The following is a 17,894-nucleotide window of genomic DNA, read 5'->3' on the forward strand; positions in this document are numbered from 1 at the left end:
AAGCCTCCCGAGAAATACCTGAATTTCGGAAGAGTTAGCCGCATTTGATTTGCCTGAAAAAGAAAAGGAACAAACGGTGTACTCAAAGCCAGCAAGGCGAATTTTGCGGAAAATGAAGGGGCTGTAACACTGCGGGTTTGGAAAGGAACCTGTTTGTTTACGGCAGGCAGGATGCAAAAGGTCAAAGGAAAAGGGGTAGGTTTGATGAAAAAGATTTTGTGTTTTTTATTGTCCGCAGCACTGATTTTTTCCCTTTCCTCCTGTGCTCAGGGAGGAGCGCTTTCTGCGCCTGCCGATAATCAGCCGGCTTCTTCTGTTTTGGCTGTGAGCGGGGAGGAGGCTTCCGTCCCGGAAGAGGAAATCATTCCGGAGCCAGAGCCGGAAGCTGACAACAGCTGGCAGGTGGATCAGCCGGAAAACCACCATATGGACCCTGAGGTTTTTGAAGCGCTGCATGCCGCTCTGCCGGGCAGTGGAATTCATGCGGTGGTAACAGTGAAGGATGGCGTGATCATTGATGAATATTATGAGGAAGGCTATGATGAAAACAGCCTCTTTCAGATTCACTCCGCTTCAAAATCCTTTACCAGCGCGCTCATTGGGATCGCCATTGATGAGGGATATATCGGCGGTGTCGATGACCTGGTGGCCGACTATCTGCCGCAGCTGCTGGAGCAGGAGGATGAGAGGAAGCATCAGCTGACCCTGCGGCACCTGCTGACCCATACTTCCGGCCTGGAGTGGTATGAATGGGGCAGTGGTTACTCCAACTGGAACGAATTCCGATCAGCCGAAAACTGGGTGGATTATATCCTGAATCGAAATTTAGTCAGCGCTCCGGGAACGGTTTTTAACTACAGTACCGGCAATACACATCTGCTTTCCGCGGTTCTGCAGGCTGCCACCGGTATGACCCAGGAGGAATATTGCCGAAAGCACCTTTTTGATCCCATGGGCATCAGTCCGCAGGCTTACTGGCAGACCGATCCACAGGGGATTGCGGATGGGGGAAACGGCGTTATCATCTCCGCAAGGGACGCGGCAAAATTCGGGCAGCTGTTTTTGGATGGCGGTGTTTGGAAAGACAAGCAGCTGGTTCCTTCAGATTGGGTTGAGCAGTCCACCTCCATCCAGAATCCGGGTCCGGGAGATTCTACCGGCGCCTATGGATATCAGTGGTGGATCCGCACCCATACCACCGGGGAATATGGCAGTTATACCACCCCTTATCCCACCGCCAGCTATGACACCTATTTTGCTTTTGGCTATGGTGGGCAGATGATCTATGTCGTGCCGGAACTGGAGCTGGTCACTGTTTTTGCCAGCGGCTGCCAAAGCTCCTACGCTCCCAGACCTTATTTCACCGATTATATCCTTAATGCTTATATGGCATGAGTTCGGGCCCGGGGTTGGCTCTGTAAGGTGATGATTTCATTCATGTGCAGGCTGTATCAGGTCCTGCGGAAGGTGAAAGATGAACGGAGATCTGTTTGCTGTGTTTTGAAAAAACAGTTGGTACAAACTGACCTTATCTTCCATAGGTTTTGAGCGCCCCATGGGAACTGAAAATGTATTCTGGCAATAAAAGGCCGCCGGCTGATGGACTGAGAATCAACCGGCGGCTTTTGATGTTTATAAGAGCTGCAAGTAGCTTTTGTTTTTTACAAAATCAATAAAGTGAGCGGTATCACTGTAAATGAATCCCCCTTTTTTCCACACCATTCCGATATGGATTTTGATGGGATGTTTCAGAGGAATGACGGCTGTGTTGGGGATGGTGGCGGCAATTTCACGGAAAAGGAAGGCCGACGCGATTTCCTTTTGAAGAAAGGTTGCGATGGTGGACAGCTGATTGGTATGGAGGATGGTACGGGGAACAATGCCGCAAGCCTTCAGCGAGTTTTCGATCATATAGCACTGATAGGAACCGGGTTTAAGCAGAATAAGCGGTTCATGGGCGATCTCTTCAAAAGAAATATCAGGGCGTGCAGCAAGAGGGTGATCTTTTCTTGTGCAGAATACCATTTCCGTATCCAGGATATTGACGGAGTAAAGGTGTTCCAAATTGCTGTTATTGAGAATGACAATAGCAACATCCAGCGCGTCCTTTTCCATCAGTTTGAGAATCTGGAGTGATCCATCCTCAAAGGCTTCCAATTCAATGGATGGATAAAGCTGAGTAAACTGCTGAAAAATTGTTGGAAAAAGAAGAGAGCCGATCATAGGCGGAATACCGATTTTGATATGGTTTTTCCGGTTGCCCAAGTCCTGCATTTTTGAAACGATCTCTTCGGAACGGGATAACAGATCGGCAGCCATATTCAAAAAGGCTTCTCCTTCTTCGGTGATATACAGTTTTCGATTGATACGATGAAAAAGGCAAACGCCGAATTCTTCTTCCAGTTCCCGTATGGCATTGGAAATGGACGGCTGTGAAATGTGCAGCTTTTCAGCAGCCCGGGAAATATTGTTTTGATTGTTGCAGACAGTGATAAAATACAGCACCTGGTATAGTTTCATAAACCTTTTCACCCCAAAAGAAACAACCCCGTAAGGAGAAGAGAGGAAATCAGAATCCTGCGCTATGCTGGATGCTGTATCAATTATATCCTTCCGGCTTCTGCGGCGCAAGCGGTCATATTTTGTTTCACCGGTTGGTGAATTTGATGATCACCTGGCCCGGACCTGAGAATATAGACGGAGAGGATCGTCCAGTCATACATGGAAAAGAAGAACAAAAGGGCAGTTTCAAAAGGAAAAGAGGCGAAATAAACCGGCTCTATTATGTGCCGGCGGAGATGAAGCAGACGCAGTGAAGGGCTGATATGAAGTGCGCTTTCGCCGTTTTACAGATGTCCTCCAGCCTGAGTAAATGCTGATAACAGACCCGTTCGGGACAGAAAAAGACCCTCGGCTTATGAAACCGGGGGCCTTTGATCACAGATTGTCGCTTTATAAACTGTCTTTTAACGTCTCCAGGCAGTCATGGAGCGCTTCTTCAAAGGTGGGATGAGGCCGCATGGCTCCCAGCAGCTGCTCTACTGTCAGGTGGTTTGCTATAGCCTGAGAAAGCTGAGAGATCATGTCGGTACTCCGCTGACACATCAGCTGTGCGCCAACCAGCTGGTGATTGTCGGTACGGGCTACCAGCTTGATGAAGCTGCGGTCACTGTTATCGATCATGGTGCGGGCGTTGCTGAACATGACGGTTTTAGCCGCCTTGATGGGCAATCCCAGATCCTTTCCTTCCTGTTCAGTGATACCGACAACAGCAATTTCAGGACGGCAATAGACGCATCCGGGAACAATGGAGACATCCACTGAGGGTGCATGGCCGCAAAGCATCTCCACACAGGCGGTGCCTTGTGCGGAAGCCACATGAGCCAGCTGAACAGGAGAGGAGACGTCGCCAATGGCGTAAACGTGGGGGATAGAGGTCTGGTAATGGTCATCAACCTTCAGTCTCCGCCCGTCCAGCTCAGGAGTCAGTTGGGAATCAAAAACGTTTTCCAGATTGGGCCGGCGGCCAATGGCACAAAGTACCGCTTGCCCGGAGACCGCTTCTGACGCGCCTTTGGCGGAAAAATGTACGGTCAAGCCATCTTCACCTTTTTTAACCCCTTCCACCATTGCTTTGGTGTAGATCTTGGCGCCTCTTTTTTTCAGGATTTGGGCAAGGTTTTGCCCAATTTCCCGGTCCATGTTGGGCAGCAGGCGGTCCAGTCCTTCGATAATGGTGACATCACAGCCAAGATCAGTATAGAAGGTGGCAAATTCAACTCCGATCACGCCGCCGCCGATGATGATCATGGAGCGGAAGGGCTGGTCACAGTTTTCCAGCAGCTCGTCTGAGGTCATCACTCCAGGAAGCTCCAGACCAGGGATAGGGGGACGGGAGGGAACAGATCCTGTGGCCACCAGAATATTGTCCGCTGTGCAGCGGCGGCATCCATCATCAGTGGTGATCTCAACCGTATCAGATGAGATCACCTTTCCGGTTCCCGCAATAAGATCCACTTTGGCAGCCTTAAACATGGAAACGATGCCGGCGGATAATTTCTGGGAAATCTCCTCTTTTCTTTGTTTGAGCAGGGGCAGATCTATCGCGGCATCCGTCACCGTAACAGCTGCGTACTGGCTGTTGAGCATCTCATGATAAAGCCCTGAAGAATGCAGCAAAGTTTTGGTGGGGATACAGCCGCGGTTAAGGCAGGTACCGCCCACTTCCCGATTTTCCACAACAGCTGTGCGCAGCCCCAGTTTTGCCGCCCGCAGCGCGGCAATGTAGCCGCCGGGGCCCGCGCCTAATACGATCAATTGATAGTCATTCATGTTACATCAAATCTCCTGTTCCGCAAACATACAAGACAGATCCTGACAAATGACGGGGTGTTCTTGAAATTCCATTTGGATGGCAGCCAGCAAGGATGTTTTGACAAAAGGTATCCCTGCCAAACAAGCTTCCAGCCTGGGAGCGCAGGTCCAGTCCATGGAATCGGAATAGACCCTTGCCAGCTTTATGCTGCCGCCTTTCACATCCAGCTGTACCTGGATTTCTCCCCAGGGAAAGCGCTTTTCGCAGGTGAAGGTAAAAGACTGCTGGGGACCGCAGATCCATTCCCAACTGCTGTTGTGGGCCTGCAATGTGCTGATGACAGTGTGATCCAGTGTCTCTTTCGGCAAAACCCGGGGTGTCAGGCCGTAAACGTCGGCAAAAGCCTCAATCATACGCTCCTTCATCTTTTCACAGGTAAGCTCAGGAGAAAACTCCGTCAGATTTGCCACACGGGAACGGACGGAGGAAACCCCCTTGGCTTCAAGCTTTGCTTTGGATGGGATCAGGTACCGGCCCAGCTTTTCCTTGTCCACATTCACCATCAATGTACCATGATGATAAGCTTTTTCACCGTTTTTGTAAAAAGCGTTGCCGGAGAATTTTTTACCATCCACCAGTACATCATTGCGCCCGGAAAGCTCCGCCTGGATCCCCAGGCTCCGACAGGCCTCGGTAACCACCGTCAACTGCCGCTGCACATGGTATTCACTCTCCGCAAGCAGAAAAGTGAAATTCAGATTCCCCACATCGTGGTAAACCGCGCCTCCGCCGGAAAGCCGGCGGGCCAGACGCCCGTCCTCCCTTTGCAGCAGCTCCATACGGCATTCCCGCCAGGGATTTTGGTTGCGGCCAATAACGACGGTATTTTGGTTTTGCCACAGGTAAAGGATGCAGCAGCGGGCGGGAACCAGCTCCATCAGATGCTGCTCCACAGCCAAATTGTAGTAGGGATCCAGACTGTCGCTGCAAAAGGTTTGGATAAAATCGATCATAAAGCGGGATACCTGAAAATGATCAGTTTTCAGCCTGAGCGCAGAAATCAGCGTAAGCGGTGCTGTCCAGCAGCTCTTCGGTACCGCTGACCTGCTCCACCTTAATGATCCAGTGGCGGTAAGGAGCCATGTTCAGATCATCGGGAGCGTCTGCCAGATCTTCGTTCACAGCGCAGATGGTTCCGGAAACGGGGCTGATCATCTCAGAAGAGGTTTTGACGGATTCAGCGTCGCCGAAGCTTTCCCCAGCGGTCACAGTGTCCCCCTCCTGGGGCAGATTGAGATAAACCAGGTCTCCAAGAGCGTTTTGGGCGAAGTCGGAAATACCTACAATGGCGATATCTCCCTCCATTTTGACCCACAGATGGTGTTTGGTGTACTTGAGTTCGGCAGGATAGTTCATAGCAATTACCTCCAATTATTGTTCCGCTCCGCTGATTTTTTGCGTTGCGGAAATATTGCGAAAAAAGTAAAAAAAGAAACAACAGTCCAAAATGGGGAGCATATTGCCCCGAACACGTTCGAAAAGGTTTTCGCATTTTGGCCCGGGGCAGATCCCCATCTTTGACACAGCCATTATTATAGCATCAAAGATGTGGAAAGGTAAAGGCAAAAAAGCAAAAAATATCGCAGAATTACAAAATATTTTAGCGCAAAATGCAGAATACTTTTGTGATCCGGACACGATTTCAGAATGCACAGCGTTCTTCGATCCATCAAATTTCTCTTCGCAAGAATGAAGAAAGAAGGCAGCCAAAGTTGGAAAAACAGTGGATTTTCTTTGAACTGAAAAATTGATTTTTAAATATTGATAGTTAAAACAACCAAAAATAAATAGAAAATATAACATTTTAGTGAAAAATTTGGGAAAAAGTCTTGAAAAACAATTAATTAACGAGCGCGTTCGGGAGGAATAGGAGAAAAAACAAAAATATTTCTATCAAAATCATTTTACCTATTGATTTTTTGTTAAAAATATTGCATACTGTAGTCGTGATCAAAAAAATTGTTTGTATGACATAGAAATAGCCTGAAACCGTTAAAAAAATTAGCGAAATATTTAAAAGATCCTGCTGCAAAGTGACCCGCTGAGGATAAAGATGCCTTTTATTTCCTGAACGTGTTCGGAACTGACTTTGAGCAGACTGGCGGTTTTGGGGACTTGGCAGGAAGCCCTTTGTGAGAAAACGGGGCCGATTGATTTCCGGTAAGATATTTGTCATACGCACTTGGAGGCGAGCGCAGAGCAAGCATTCAAGACAAAGGGAGGAAAAGGTTTGCCGAAAAAAGCTTTTTTTAAATTGTCGTCCAAAGCACAGGCGGAGATCATTGAAACCGCCATTGATGTGTACACGGAGGAAAAGTTTGAGAATATCACCATCCGAACACTTTCGGAGCAGCTGAACATTTCCATAGGCAGCTTTTATGACTATTTTTACGATAAAGATGAGCTGTATTTTTATATCTTTGATTCACTGATCAATCGCCTGCTTTTCAGCGGCTATTATAAAAACCGGATGTTTTCCGTGCCACGGCCTGATCTGAGGGATTATCTGTCCCAGCGGGAGATTCAGTTTTACAATACCTTCAGTCATGCGCCGGAATACATGATGAAGAAATATTATTTCAACACCGAAGTAAGCGGAATTTACTTTGAGTATGTCCATCGGGAATTTGAACGGATGAAACGGGAAGGAAAAATCCGGGATGAATTTGATGTGGATTTTCTGGCGTACATCTATGTAACGATTTCTTTCAATGTGGCCATGTATTTTGAAAGGAACTTTCCTGGCGAGCCCATTGAGCAGAAATATGTGTTCTGCAATCAGGTATACAACATGATTCAGAACGGAATTTTTCAAAAGGAACCTATTCAGAGCGAGGAACAAGCCCCCGCGGCTGAAGAAGAATAAAGGGAGGAATCAAAATTGGATTACCGTAAAGAAGTAAGAGAAATGCGTCTGAAGAATAAGCGGATGTATGAGCTGACCGGAGAGGCGGGCGCCGCTCAGGGCACGTTGTATGAGGAAGCCATGAAGGATGGCGCTCTGGACCGCAAAACCAAGGAGCTCATTGGCATCGGCATTGGCATTTGCGTTCATTGTGACGCCTGCATTTACGGCCATGTGGAAAAGGCTGTGAAGTATGGCGCTACCATTGAGGAGATCGCTGACGCCTGCAAGGTTGCGCTGATCATGGGCGGCGGTCCCGGCACCCACTACAGCGCCAAGGCGATTGACTGCGCGGAGTATTATCTCAAGCTCAAGGAAGAGAATGACGCGATCTGATAAAGACAAATTTATGAAGGTTAAGGCGTGATTTGATGGATAAACCCATGGTAGAAGAAAACAAAAACATTCTGGAAGTCCAGGACCTGGTAGTGGAATACCATACGGATAACGAGGTTGTCCATGCGGTTAACGGAATCAGCTTTTCCCTGGAAAAAGGCAAGACCCTTGGCCTGGTGGGAGAAACCGGCGCGGGTAAAACCACGTTGGCTTTGAGCATTATGAAGCTGCTTCCCAAGGTCACAGGCAAAATTGCCGGCGGTTCCATCCTTTTCAACGGAAAGGATCTGACCAACACCCCTGAAAATGAGATGAGAATGATTCGGGGCAGCTTGATCACCATGATCTTCCAGGACCCCATGACCTCTCTCAATCCAGTGCTTACCGTTGGAGATCAGATCGCGGAAGTAGTGGAACAGCATATGAAGCTGGACAAAAAAGGCGTGGAGGACCGTGTGGATGAGATCCTCAAGCTGGTGGGTATTCCGGCGGAACGCAAGCATGAATATCCCCATCAGTTTTCCGGCGGCATGAAGCAGCGTATCGTAATTGCCATCGCGCTGGCCTGCGACCCGCAGCTGCTGCTGGCCGATGAGCCTACCACCGCTCTTGATGTGACGATCCAGTCCCAGATTCTGGACATGATGGAGGAACTGAAGGAAAAGCTGAACACCACCATCATTTTCATTACTCACGATCTGGGCGTTGTGGCGGAGTTCTGCGATTATGTTGCGGTCATGTATGCCGGAGAGATCGTGGAAATGGGCACGGCCGAGGATATTTATGAAAGTGACAAGCGGCATCCTTACACAGTGGGCCTGTTCCAATCGGTCCCCAATCTGGAGGAAGAAAGCGACCGCCTCAAGCCTGTTGACGGTCTGATGCCGGATCCTGTACAGCTGCCTGCCGGCTGCAAATTCCATCCCCGCTGTCCTCATTGCATGGATATCTGCCGTACCCAGGTCCCAGAGGATAAGGTCTTCGGTACCCACCGGATCAAGTGTCATCTGGACTTTTAAGTGGAGGAAGAAACATGGAAGAACCATTGATTCAGGTAAAAAACTTAAAAAAATACTTTGATACCCCTTCCGGTTACCTTCACGCGGTCGACGGAGTCAGCTTTCAGATTGAAAAGGGAAAGACGCTGGGCGTTGTGGGTGAATCGGGATGCGGTAAATCCACTCTGGGACGTCTGATTCTCAACCTGATCCCGGCAACCGAGGGTGAGGTTCTGTATAAGGACACACAGGTGACAGGATGCAGCCCCAAACAGATGAAGGCGCTGCGCCACGAGATGCAGCTGATTTTCCAGGATCCTTACGCCTCTCTCAATCCCAGAATGACCGTCAGCCAGGCAATCGCCCATCCCATGAAGGTCAACGGATTGGTCAAGGGAAAGGCTGCCATTGACGAGGCGGTAGCTCAGCTGATGGATACAGTTGGTCTCGCCCCCCGGTACGCGTATTCCTATCCCCATGAGCTGGATGGAGGACGGCGGCAGCGGATCGGCATTGCCAGAGCGCTGGCTCTTAATCCTTCGTTTATTGTATGTGACGAACCGGTTTCGGCGCTGGATGTGTCTATTCAGGCGCAGATCCTCAATCTTCTGATGGACCTGCAGGACGAGAGAGGCCTTACATATATGTTTATCACCCACAACCTGTCGGTGGTAAAACATATTTCAGATGACATCGCTGTGATGTATCTGGGTCAGTGTGTAGAAAAGACCTCCTCCCGGGAGCTCTTTAAAAATCCTCTCCATCCCTATACCAAAGCGCTGCTGGATTCCATTCCCGTGCCGGTGCTGCGCAAAGGGGCCAGAAAGAAGAGAGCCATTGCGGGAGAACTGGTTTCTCCCATCAATCCGCCCGCTGGCTGCCGTTTTGCGCCCAGATGTCCCTTCGCCTCGGAGAAATGCACCTGCCAGGATGTTCCATTAAAGGAAGTGGAACCCAATCATTTCGTAAAGTGCGTGTTGTTTTAATCGGATGTCCGTTACAGTATCAACTGAAAGATGATTGTATGGAGGTTATCAGTCATGAGAAAGTTTCTTAGTTTGCTGCTGGCCGTTGCCTTAGTGGTATCCATCTTCAGCGGCTGCTCCGGTGGAGGCTCCAGCGCTTCCGGCACTGAGGAAAGCGGCGGCGGTATGGCCGGCGGTGCTGCCACAGACAGCATTACCATTGCTATTTACCAGGATATCAAGACCCTGGACCCCCACAACAGCGGTATGACCATCGATAAAGTGGTTTATCAGAACGTATTTGACTGCCTGCTCAACCAGTATGAGGGTGAATATGAAAAGGTGCTGGTGGACGATTATTCCATGTCCGAGGATGGTACTGAGTACACCTTCAATCTGAAAAAGGGCGTCAAGTTCCATAATGGCGAGGAGCTGAAAGCTTCCGACGTGGTATTTTCCATGGAGAGAGCAAAGACTTCCACCAACCTGGCAAGCTATACTGCCTGCATTGATACCGTTACCGCCACTGACGACTATACTGTGGTATTCAAGCTCACCGAACCCTATGTTCCTTTCCTGATGTCTGTGGCCAGCTTTGTTCCGATCATGAACGAAAAGGCTACCACTGAGAGCGAGAATGTCAACTACAATCCTGTTGGTACTGGCCCCTACAAGTTTGTGGAGTACGCTACCGGCCAAGATGTGAAGCTGACCCGTTTCGATGAGTGGCACGGCGGTTCCGCTCCCATCAAGGATGTCACCTTTACCGTTCTGACCGATACCAACGCTTCTCTGATGGCCGTTGAGTCCGGCGACGTTGATATGACCTATTCTATCCCCTCCATCGCTGTTTCCTCCGTCGAGGAGAACAAGGACCTGGGAATCCAGCTGATTCCTACCATCGGCAGCTGCTACATTGCTTACAACATTGAAAAGGCTCCTTTTGACGATGTAAACTTCCGTCTTGCTCTGGCTTATGCCACCAACAGACAGGAAATCATCGATGTGGCTATGGACGGTATGGCGGAATCCACCGATGTCCTGTGGACTGAGGAATGGGCTGGTGACTCCGATGTATATCGCTGCAAGCCCTATGATGTGGAAAAAGCGAAGGAATATCTGGCCAAGTCCAACTATAACGGAGAGACCATCACCTATGTGGCAGGCAGCGATGAGTACAAGAAGATCGGCGTAGTGCTCCAGGAGCAGTACAAAGCTGTCGGCATCAACATGGAAGTGGAGCAGCTGGAGACCAACACCTGGGTTTCCGATATGATGAACGGCAATTATGACATCACCTTCACCGGTATGTCCTTCGATCTGGATGTGGACCTGTGGAAGAACGCTCTGCATTCCTCCGCCATCGGCGGCTACAACTTCTCCCGTCTGAACAACGCTGAAGTGGACGCTGCTTTCGACAAGGGTACCGCGATTCTGGACGAGGCAGAGAGAGCCAAGAACTATGAAGTGATCGAGAAGGTTCTGTATGAAGACGCCATCCTGATCCCCGTCTACTTCAAGGTGAGCCCCTGCGTGTACAATGCCAACCTGAAGGTCAATCGGACTTATCCTCTGGGCTTCGCCAAGGTCGCCGATCTGGAGTGGACCGCCTGATCTGGAACGAGCCTGATTTGAATACGGTGATTTGCTGAGAACAGTGCGTAGATCCATGGAGCGGGCCGACAGTCTTCTGACGGCTGCCGGCCCGCTGAAAGGAAGATAAAATGCTCAAGTACATCATAAAAAGGATTCTATTGTTGATTCCTGTATTAATCGGCGTTTCATTTATTGTTTTTACCATCATGTCCTTTACTCCCGGTGATCCGGCCACAGCGATTCTGGGCAATGGCGCAACCAAGGAAGACATCCAAAAGCTGAATGAAGAGCTGGGATATTACGATCCTTTTCTGGAGCGTTATTGCGATTATGTGATCAATGCTGTGCAGGGAGACTTCGGTGATTCCTACCGGAGCGGCGAGCCGGTTTTTGACGAGATTTTCTCTCGTTTCCCCACCACGATCAAGCTGGCGATTTCGGCCATTGTGCTGGCGGTGGTCATCGGTATTCCCATTGGAATGCTGTCAGCGATCAAACAGTATTCCATTTTTGATGTGGTCAGCACGGTCATATCCATGTTTATGACATCGGTACCCCAGTTCTGGCTGGCCCTGATGGGAATTCTGATCTTTTCGGTGCAGCTGCATATTTTGCCTTCCACCGGATTGGAGACCTGGCAAAGCTATATCATGCCGGTATTTACCCTGTGCCTGCCCTGTGCCGCCAACATTATCCGTCTGACCCGCTCCTCCATGCTGGAGACGATCCGTCAGGATTATGTACGCACCGCCCGGGCAAAAGGTCTGCCGGAACGGGTGGTCATCTGGAAGCACGCATTCCGCAACGCCTTGCTGCCCGTTATTACTGTTATTGGTATCAATTTCGGTTATCAGCTGGGCGGCGCGGTACTGATCGAATCTATTTTCGGTATTCCCGGCGTGGGTATGCTTACCGTTAATTCAATCCGACAGAAGGATATTCCGCAGACAACAGCTTCCATACTGTTTCTGGCCTTCATTTATGTTGTCATCATGTTGGTGGTCGATGTGCTGTACGCGTATGTCGATCCCCGTCTGAAATCCAAAATTATAAAAAGTCGGGTGAAAGTAGTTGGAAGCAATAAAAAAGCCTAAGAAAAAAAGTCAATTTTTGGAGTTTTGCAGACGCTTCTCCAAAAACAAGGCGGCGCTGATCGGCTTGGTGCTGTTTCTGATCATTTTCTTCTTCGCTGTGTTCGCAAATCTGTTTGTGGACTATGAAGTAGACGCCATTGGTCACAGCGCCGACCGCCTTGCACCTCCCTCCATAGAGCATATCTTTGGTACAGATGGATATGGCCGCGACACTTTTGCCCGGGTTCTGTATGGTACCAGAAACTCCCTGGAGATGGCGCTGACCGCCACAGTCTGCGCATTGGGTATCTCCATCATCATCGGTGCGGTGGCGGCTTTTTACGGAGGAATCCTGGACAGCATCATCATGCGTGTTCTGGATATGTTTATGGGAATACCGGTCATTCTGCTGGCAATCGCGGTTTCCGCCTCTCTGGGGCCTGGTAAGGAAAATCTGATTCTTGCCATTATCATTGCTCAGATTCCTCAGTTTACCAGAGTGACACGCTCCGCGATCCTCAATGTGGTGGGACAGGAGTATGTGGAAGCAGCCAGAGCTTATGGTTCTTCCGATATTTCCGTTATCGTGTCGCAGATTCTTCCCAATACCATGGGCTTGGTTATCATCCAGGCTACCATGGCGGTTGCTCAGATCATTTTGTCCATTGCCGCGCTGAGCTATCTGGGACTGGGCATCCAGCCTCCTGCTCCGGAACTGGGCTCCATGCTTTCTGAGGGCCGGGAATATATGCGTTATTCCCAGTACATCATGCTTTTCCCAGGACTGATGATCGCACTGACAGCTCTTTCGCTGAACCTTATCGGCGATGGCCTGCGGGACGCTTTGGACCCCAGACTGAAAAACTAAGCTGCGGCACCAGACAGGAGGAGAAGCAGTGGAAAATCAGAAAGACCCCATTATTACAGTACATATGGCGTCTGGCGGGAGCTTTGCCTTCCAGCTTCATCCCCAGTGGGCCCCCAATGCCTGCAACAGTGTCATTTCATTGGCGGCGGCAGGGGCATACGATGGGATGACGATTGACCGGATCGTTCCGGGATTTGTCATTCAGCCCCGTTATCTGGATGAAGGACGGCCGGACCTGGATTACTTCATTGATGGAGAGTTCGAGGCAAATGGCTTCAAGGGCAATCCGCCGGTTGTGACAGGTGTTGTTGCCATGGCTGGAGACGGAGCGACTTTTTCCTCCGGCAGCTGTTTTTTCATCACCCTGGGAGATCATCCTCGCTTGACGGGACATTTTACCGCCATTGGTGAGGTGGTATCAGGCTGGGATGAGATCAAACGGCTGGAATCGGTTCCTATCGAACCGGTGGATACAGATCTGGGTGCTGTGATCAATCGCCCGATAACGCCGGAAATTATGGAAACCGTTACGGTGGAGACCTTTGGGGTGGAATATCCTCAGCCTGTGATTCTGCGCCGGGCATACTGATTTTGCCTGATGTGTGGCCGTTGGCACAGGTGGAAATGAGAATAATTGCTTTTACATGGAAAGCGGAAGATCCTGATGGATCTTCCGCTTTCGGCTTTCTTAAAAGTTCAGAAGGCAAATAAAAATGGATTGCCAGGGGGACAGAATAGATTTTGGAAGGCAGCTTGAAGGAGAGAGGGCGGCAGGATATTCCCCTTTGAGGGAGTTGTTCTGTCAGCTTGATGAGATAACGGCAGCGATGATCACTGAAGACCGATGCCGAAAACACCGGTGCTTCCATCCTGGAACCAAGGCAGGTGAGAAGGACGGAAAGTGAAAAAAACAAAAAGAAGGACCGTTATCATGATAAAGAGGACAGCGGCTTTACCGCAATCCCCGCTGCTGTGATCATAAAAATGCAATCCTGCCAGCTGCCCTGTAAGGACAGAGAGAAACAGAATCAAAATGTCTGCCCAAAGCAGCTCTACTCCGAAAGCCTCCGTGTAAAAATAATAGAGCATCGGCATGACGGACAGAGCGGTGAGCAAAGCGATGCCTGTACCGGTCAGCCATCGGCCACGGATGGCCCCGAATAAATTGCATTTACAGCAGTAGGCTCCCCACCAGAGGATCACCGGCCAGAGAACCATTTTGCTGTGTTCCCATACACTCTCATTCACAGGAGCGATCAGTGCGATCAAAATATTTTTTCCGGAGAGTTCATATGCGAAATGCAAAAGTGGGCCTGTCAGAAATAAAATGGGAATCCCTGTGAGAATCCATTTTTTTGCCTGCGATGTACTGCATCGATCCATGGTGTCCCTCCTCTCATTTTTCTCTAGTTTATGGAGAAAAGATTCTGTGTATGCCATTGAGAAGGAAAACAAGAAAGCCCCATATCCGTGGGCGCAGACAATCCGCAGTGCCATTCAAACAGCGGAAAAAGAAGAGTTTCTGCGTAAAAACAGCAGGCCCTGCTTTCGGTAAAGAAAGCGGGACCTGCCAATGTCTGATTTGTTTTCACCAGCGGATGCCGGAAGAAAACCTGGAAAATTTACTTTCCTTCCATCCGCTTCATCATTCGGATATCCCGCCCTGCGAAAACCAGGCTGGTATAGCCGCAGAGAATACGGGACGCAATCCGCTGTTCATACTGAGAAGTTAATTTTGCGGGCTCCAAATTGGTGGTGATAATGGTAGCCGCCCCATTCATCATCCGGTCGTTGATGATGTTGTACAGCACAGATTGGGTAAAAGCGGTGTTGAACTCAGACCCCAGATCGTCAATAACCAGCAGATCAGCCTTCTCCACAGCCGACAGAAAATCCCAATCCTCCCGGGAAGGACTGCGGTTGAAGCGGGTCCGCTCATAATGATCTACTGCGCTTTGGGCGGAAGTATACGCCGCAAGCAGCCCCCGCTCCGCCACACGTCCCGCGATGGCAAGGGCCAGATGCGTTTTGCCCAAGCCTGTTTTTCCGCAAAACAGCAGGCTTCCGGGGTCCTCTCCACGGCCTACCATCTCAGCGTATTCCATACATTTCATCAGGATATGTTCCATGGTACGCCGGGGATTGCCGCCTTTGTCATCACTTTGGGGATAATAATCCAGCTGAAAATTATCAAACTGATAGATCTGGCCGCCTCCGGGAAGATTTTTTCCCGCCTGACGGCGATACAGCTTTTGCCAGCATTGGCAGCGATGCCCCCGGGCAAAACCGGTATCCTGGCAAATGGGGCAGGAGAAAGGCGGTTCCAGATAATTTTCCGGCAGCCCCAGCTGGGCCAGGATGTGAAGCTTTTCTTGCTGCAATCCGGTGATTTCCTGTTGCAAACGTTCAATTTGCTCCTGGGCATCGGAGGCCATGGCGGAGGAAGCGATTTCCATTCCCCGGCGGGCAATTTCACGGTCGATTTGATATAACTGAGGCTGCTGGGAATAGACTTCATTTCTGCGCTGCTGTGCCTGCTCCAGTGCGCGCTGCCGGCTGGCGGCCAGCTGTTCCCGGGCAGCTTCTGCCGGATCTCTCAGAGCCATGAGGATTCCTCCTTATCAAACTTTATATCAGCCTGAAGCGTTATTGGTTTGAGTTGCGTTCCATGATTTTTTCAATGGCATCCAGATCGTAAGATGGAACGTCATCCCCAGGGGAAACGGGGGAGGTACGGCTGCCCATCTCGGCCAGGGCCTGTTCCCGTGTGCGGATCCCCTGCTGGTGCCATTGGGTGAGGATTTTGTTGAGATAAGGAAAAGAAATTTTGCCTGTGTTGTCCACCGTGCGGTCATAGGCCAGTTTGATCAGCTCTGCGTCAAAGCCGTAATCCTGGAACCAACACTGGATAAAATCCTTTTCCTTTTTGGACAGCTCCCGGTCCTGGATCCCGAAGAGGGATTTGATCAGTCCTTCGTTTGAGGCACGATGGGAAAGCTCCAGAATATGTGCCTCCGCTTTATCATGGGTATCAATGCCCTGGTCCACCCAGCCGGTGATGAGGCGCTCAATGTAGCGCATACTGGTTTTTCCAATACATTTGCAATATTCCACCGCCATCAGAATGTAATCTGGCGTCAGATGAAAGTAGCTGTACAGATAGGCCACCGTCTCTGTTTCAGCGGGGGACAGGGGACGAGCCAGCCGCTGCTGCAATTCCTCCAGCAGCCAGGGAATGGAAGAATCGTTTTTGCACATTTCGCTGATCTGAGAGGGGGTCATTTTGCTGCGTACCCGAACAGTGGTGATCTTCTGCTCCCCATTGGAGACCGTTTCCGAAACGGTTGCAGAGGATGGAGAGGACGGTGCTGGCTGCCGGACAGCGGGTGAAGGAGTATCCTGAGAGGAAGCGGAGGTGGAAAACAGTCCCGCCTGCTGCCAGTAATCCAAACAGTCGGATACCTGAGAGGGAGACAGTCCCAAGCGTTTTGCGATATACTGCACATCCACCGGATGAGGAGCGTCCCGAAGGGCTAAAAGCAGCACCTTCAGCTGCTGCTCACTGCAAAATTTCAGATGCCTGTCCGCTACAGCTGTAGGTACCGGAAAAATGCTGCCCCAGATGCCGAAATCAATTTGATATTCCACAAAAAATTCCCTCCGATGGACCCAAGATTCTTACCAGCACAGTATAGCACAAACAAGGGCTTTTGACCATAAGGGGGAGAAAGCGGTACAGAAAATCTCCTGTCAGAGGAGTATGCCGTTGCCGGCGTTCCACAGGAAGAAAGGGTATCAGACCACGCGGCGCCAAGGGATTTGGCAAACCAGGTTTCTGCACCGTAAAAATTTCGGGAATCCTTTATTTTAATGGACAGGCTAGTTGCCTGGAATGCGGATGTGGTGTATAATAAAGAAAAATCATTGCAAATTTAGGGGAGAACCAGAACATTATGACTTTTACTTACAAGCCCAGAGGGGTATGTTCCCAGCTGATTCAGCTGGAGTTGGATCATGGTCAGATTCAGTCGGTACGCTTTACCGGTGGATGCAATGGCAACACCCAGGGAGTGGCCGCGCTGGTTAAGGGAATGGATGCAAAAGAGGCCATCAGCCGTTTAAAGGGCATCCGTTGTGGATTCAAGTCTACATCCTGTCCAGATCAACTGGCACATGCTCTGGAGGAGGCATTGGCTCAGGAATAAAATTTCCGGCGGCAGGCAGGCCGAAGAGGAGAGGGAGCGAATCATGTTTTCTGCTGACGAGGACATCAAGATTTATCTGGGAGACGAGGAGGAGGTTTCTCCTGTCAGTGAAGGAGAACGTTCCGCCGCCGAATTTCTGCAACATAAAAGGAACGGAAACCTGGACAAGACAAAACAGTTGGGAGAGTTGCTGGCCAGCACGCTGCTGGGAGACGCTCCCCGTTTTTGCGGTGAACCTTACGGAAAGCAAAAACTGGTGCTGATTTCTTTTTTGGCCCTGGACGCACTGGAAGATATTCCCAACCAGATGCTGCAAAAGTCAGCTCAGGCGGTGTTTCGCTCCACGGTGGAGCGGCGCAGCCCGGAGATCCATAAAATTATTGTGGATTCCACCGCCTACACCATGTATATCCTTAATGAGCGGGAACATCCGGAGGATGGCTGGGGCAGAACCTTAGCGGAACTGTGCGAAGCGGATAACGACCAGCAGCTGATCGACAGCGGCAACCGTCTGACAGCGGAGTATAGAAAGCTGTTCCGGGACATGGTGCATAGTTACCATTTCGTGTGACA

At 50.1% G+C, this 17,894-nt stretch carries 18 protein-coding genes; 11 read left to right on the top strand and 7 right to left on the bottom strand.

The genetic code is table 11. The features are described from left to right. The first annotated feature begins 204 nt into the window (after positions 1-204). Positions 205-1,395 (top strand): serine hydrolase domain-containing protein, encoded by a 1,191-nt coding sequence (locus BQ5383_RS14215; RefSeq protein ID WP_172724640.1) that lies wholly within the window; start codon positions 205-207, stop codon positions 1,393-1,395. A gap of 237 nt (positions 1,396-1,632) precedes the next feature. Here BQ5383_RS14215 and BQ5383_RS14220 read toward each other — a convergent pair whose 3' ends face one another. The 4 genes from BQ5383_RS14220 to gcvH form a co-directional block, all read right to left on the bottom strand. After that, positions 1,633-2,520: a LysR family transcriptional regulator gene (locus tag BQ5383_RS14220; RefSeq protein ID WP_071433010.1), complete on the bottom strand. Its 888-nt coding sequence runs from the start codon at positions 2,518-2,520 to the stop codon at positions 1,633-1,635. 432 nt (positions 2,521-2,952) lie between these two features. After that, positions 2,953-4,332 (bottom strand): dihydrolipoyl dehydrogenase, encoded by a 1,380-nt coding sequence (gene lpdA / locus BQ5383_RS14230; protein WP_071433014.1) that lies wholly within the window; start codon positions 4,330-4,332, stop codon positions 2,953-2,955. A gap of 6 nt (positions 4,333-4,338) precedes the next feature. Beyond that, positions 4,339-5,328, bottom strand: a complete 990-nt coding sequence (locus BQ5383_RS14235; protein WP_071433016.1) for a lipoate--protein ligase — start codon at positions 5,326-5,328, stop codon at positions 4,339-4,341. A 22-nt stretch (positions 5,329-5,350) separates the two neighbouring features. After that, entirely contained in the window at positions 5,351-5,731 is a 381-nt protein-coding gene (gene gcvH / locus BQ5383_RS14240; RefSeq protein WP_071433018.1) for a glycine cleavage system protein GcvH, read from the bottom strand. A gap of 874 nt (positions 5,732-6,605) precedes the next feature. Between gcvH and BQ5383_RS14250 the strand changes: the two genes are divergently transcribed. From BQ5383_RS14250 to BQ5383_RS14285, 8 genes are all read left to right on the top strand, one after another. Beyond that, positions 6,606-7,241 carry a TetR/AcrR family transcriptional regulator gene (locus BQ5383_RS14250; protein ID WP_071433022.1) on the top strand — a complete coding sequence of 212 codons (636 nt, stop codon included), beginning with the start codon at positions 6,606-6,608 and terminating at the stop codon, positions 7,239-7,241. A gap of 15 nt (positions 7,242-7,256) precedes the next feature. Continuing rightward, on the top strand, positions 7,257-7,616 hold the full coding sequence (locus BQ5383_RS14255; protein ID WP_139193440.1) for a carboxymuconolactone decarboxylase family protein: 360 nt from the start codon (positions 7,257-7,259) through the stop codon (positions 7,614-7,616). A 35-nt stretch (positions 7,617-7,651) separates the two neighbouring features. After that, positions 7,652-8,635 carry an ABC transporter ATP-binding protein gene (locus tag BQ5383_RS14260; protein WP_235821990.1) on the top strand — a complete coding sequence of 328 codons (984 nt, stop codon included), beginning with the start codon at positions 7,652-7,654 and terminating at the stop codon, positions 8,633-8,635. 14 nt (positions 8,636-8,649) lie between these two features. After that, positions 8,650-9,600, top strand: coding sequence for an ABC transporter ATP-binding protein (locus tag BQ5383_RS14265; protein WP_071433026.1), 951 nt, complete (start codon positions 8,650-8,652; stop codon positions 9,598-9,600). A gap of 54 nt (positions 9,601-9,654) precedes the next feature. Continuing rightward, positions 9,655-11,193, top strand: a complete 1,539-nt coding sequence (locus BQ5383_RS14270) for an ABC transporter substrate-binding protein (protein WP_235821991.1) — start codon at positions 9,655-9,657, stop codon at positions 11,191-11,193. A gap of 110 nt (positions 11,194-11,303) precedes the next feature. After that, a complete protein-coding gene (locus BQ5383_RS14275) occupies positions 11,304-12,269 on the top strand; it encodes an ABC transporter permease (protein ID WP_071433030.1) in 966 nt (321 codons plus the stop codon). 16 nt (positions 12,270-12,285) lie between these two features. Continuing rightward, positions 12,286-13,116, top strand: coding sequence for an ABC transporter permease (locus BQ5383_RS14280; RefSeq protein ID WP_235821992.1), 831 nt, complete (start codon positions 12,286-12,288; stop codon positions 13,114-13,116). A gap of 28 nt (positions 13,117-13,144) precedes the next feature. Beyond that, on the top strand, positions 13,145-13,705 hold the full coding sequence (locus BQ5383_RS14285; protein WP_083389991.1) for a peptidylprolyl isomerase: 561 nt from the start codon (positions 13,145-13,147) through the stop codon (positions 13,703-13,705). Between the two features lie 242 nt (positions 13,706-13,947). On the opposite strand, the gene BQ5383_RS14290 is transcribed toward BQ5383_RS14285, so the two are convergent. The 3 genes from BQ5383_RS14290 to BQ5383_RS14300 form a co-directional block, all read right to left on the bottom strand. Continuing rightward, positions 13,948-14,613 (bottom strand): DUF6512 family protein, encoded by a 666-nt coding sequence (locus BQ5383_RS14290; protein WP_338061421.1) that lies wholly within the window; start codon positions 14,611-14,613, stop codon positions 13,948-13,950. 125 nt (positions 14,614-14,738) lie between these two features. Then, positions 14,739-15,722, bottom strand: coding sequence for an ATP-binding protein (locus tag BQ5383_RS14295; RefSeq protein WP_071433036.1), 984 nt, complete (start codon positions 15,720-15,722; stop codon positions 14,739-14,741). A 40-nt stretch (positions 15,723-15,762) separates the two neighbouring features. Beyond that, positions 15,763-16,764 (bottom strand): DnaD domain protein, encoded by a 1,002-nt coding sequence (locus BQ5383_RS14300; RefSeq protein ID WP_071433038.1) that lies wholly within the window; start codon positions 16,762-16,764, stop codon positions 15,763-15,765. A gap of 305 nt (positions 16,765-17,069) precedes the next feature. Between BQ5383_RS14300 and BQ5383_RS14305 the strand changes: the two genes are divergently transcribed. Together BQ5383_RS14305 and BQ5383_RS14310 are read left to right on the top strand one after the other, a co-directional pair. Further along, positions 17,070-17,321, top strand: a complete 252-nt coding sequence (locus tag BQ5383_RS14305; RefSeq protein WP_071433040.1) for a TIGR03905 family TSCPD domain-containing protein — start codon at positions 17,070-17,072, stop codon at positions 17,319-17,321. A 43-nt stretch (positions 17,322-17,364) separates the two neighbouring features. Continuing rightward, positions 17,365-17,892 (top strand): hypothetical protein, encoded by a 528-nt coding sequence (locus tag BQ5383_RS14310; RefSeq protein ID WP_071433042.1) that lies wholly within the window; start codon positions 17,365-17,367, stop codon positions 17,890-17,892. The last annotated feature ends 2 nt before the right edge of the window (positions 17,893-17,894 follow it).

Origin of the sequence: Angelakisella massiliensis (genome assembly GCF_900104675.1) — a bacterium.
In the GTDB taxonomy this organism is placed as follows: Bacteria; Bacillota; Clostridia; order Oscillospirales; family Ruminococcaceae; genus Angelakisella; species Angelakisella massiliensis.

What these genes read in the sequence shown, in the direction of transcription:
- BQ5383_RS14275 (WP_071433030.1), top strand. Translation starts at nt 11,304, where the DNA reads ATGCTCAAGTACATCATAAAAAGGATTCTATTGTTGATTCCTGTATTA.
- gcvH (WP_071433018.1), bottom strand. Translation starts at nt 5,731, where the DNA reads ATGAACTATCCTGCCGAACTCAAGTACACCAAACACCATCTGTGGGTC.
- BQ5383_RS14215 (WP_172724640.1), top strand. Translation starts at nt 205, where the DNA reads ATGAAAAAGATTTTGTGTTTTTTATTGTCCGCAGCACTGATTTTTTCC.
- BQ5383_RS14270 (WP_235821991.1), top strand. Translation starts at nt 9,655, where the DNA reads ATGAGAAAGTTTCTTAGTTTGCTGCTGGCCGTTGCCTTAGTGGTATCC.
- lpdA (WP_071433014.1), bottom strand. Translation starts at nt 4,332, where the DNA reads ATGAATGACTATCAATTGATCGTATTAGGCGCGGGCCCCGGCGGCTAC.
- BQ5383_RS14235 (WP_071433016.1), bottom strand. Translation starts at nt 5,328, where the DNA reads ATGATCGATTTTATCCAAACCTTTTGCAGCGACAGTCTGGATCCCTAC.
- BQ5383_RS14295 (WP_071433036.1), bottom strand. Translation starts at nt 15,722, where the DNA reads ATGGCTCTGAGAGATCCGGCAGAAGCTGCCCGGGAACAGCTGGCCGCC.
- BQ5383_RS14290 (WP_338061421.1), bottom strand. Translation starts at nt 14,613, where the DNA reads ATGGCACTGCGGATTGTCTGCGCCCACGGATATGGGGCTTTCTTGTTT.
- BQ5383_RS14305 (WP_071433040.1), top strand. Translation starts at nt 17,070, where the DNA reads ATGACTTTTACTTACAAGCCCAGAGGGGTATGTTCCCAGCTGATTCAG.
- BQ5383_RS14310 (WP_071433042.1), top strand. Translation starts at nt 17,365, where the DNA reads ATGTTTTCTGCTGACGAGGACATCAAGATTTATCTGGGAGACGAGGAG.
- BQ5383_RS14260 (WP_235821990.1), top strand. Translation starts at nt 7,652, where the DNA reads ATGGATAAACCCATGGTAGAAGAAAACAAAAACATTCTGGAAGTCCAG.
- BQ5383_RS14265 (WP_071433026.1), top strand. Translation starts at nt 8,650, where the DNA reads ATGGAAGAACCATTGATTCAGGTAAAAAACTTAAAAAAATACTTTGAT.
- BQ5383_RS14220 (WP_071433010.1), bottom strand. Translation starts at nt 2,520, where the DNA reads ATGAAACTATACCAGGTGCTGTATTTTATCACTGTCTGCAACAATCAA.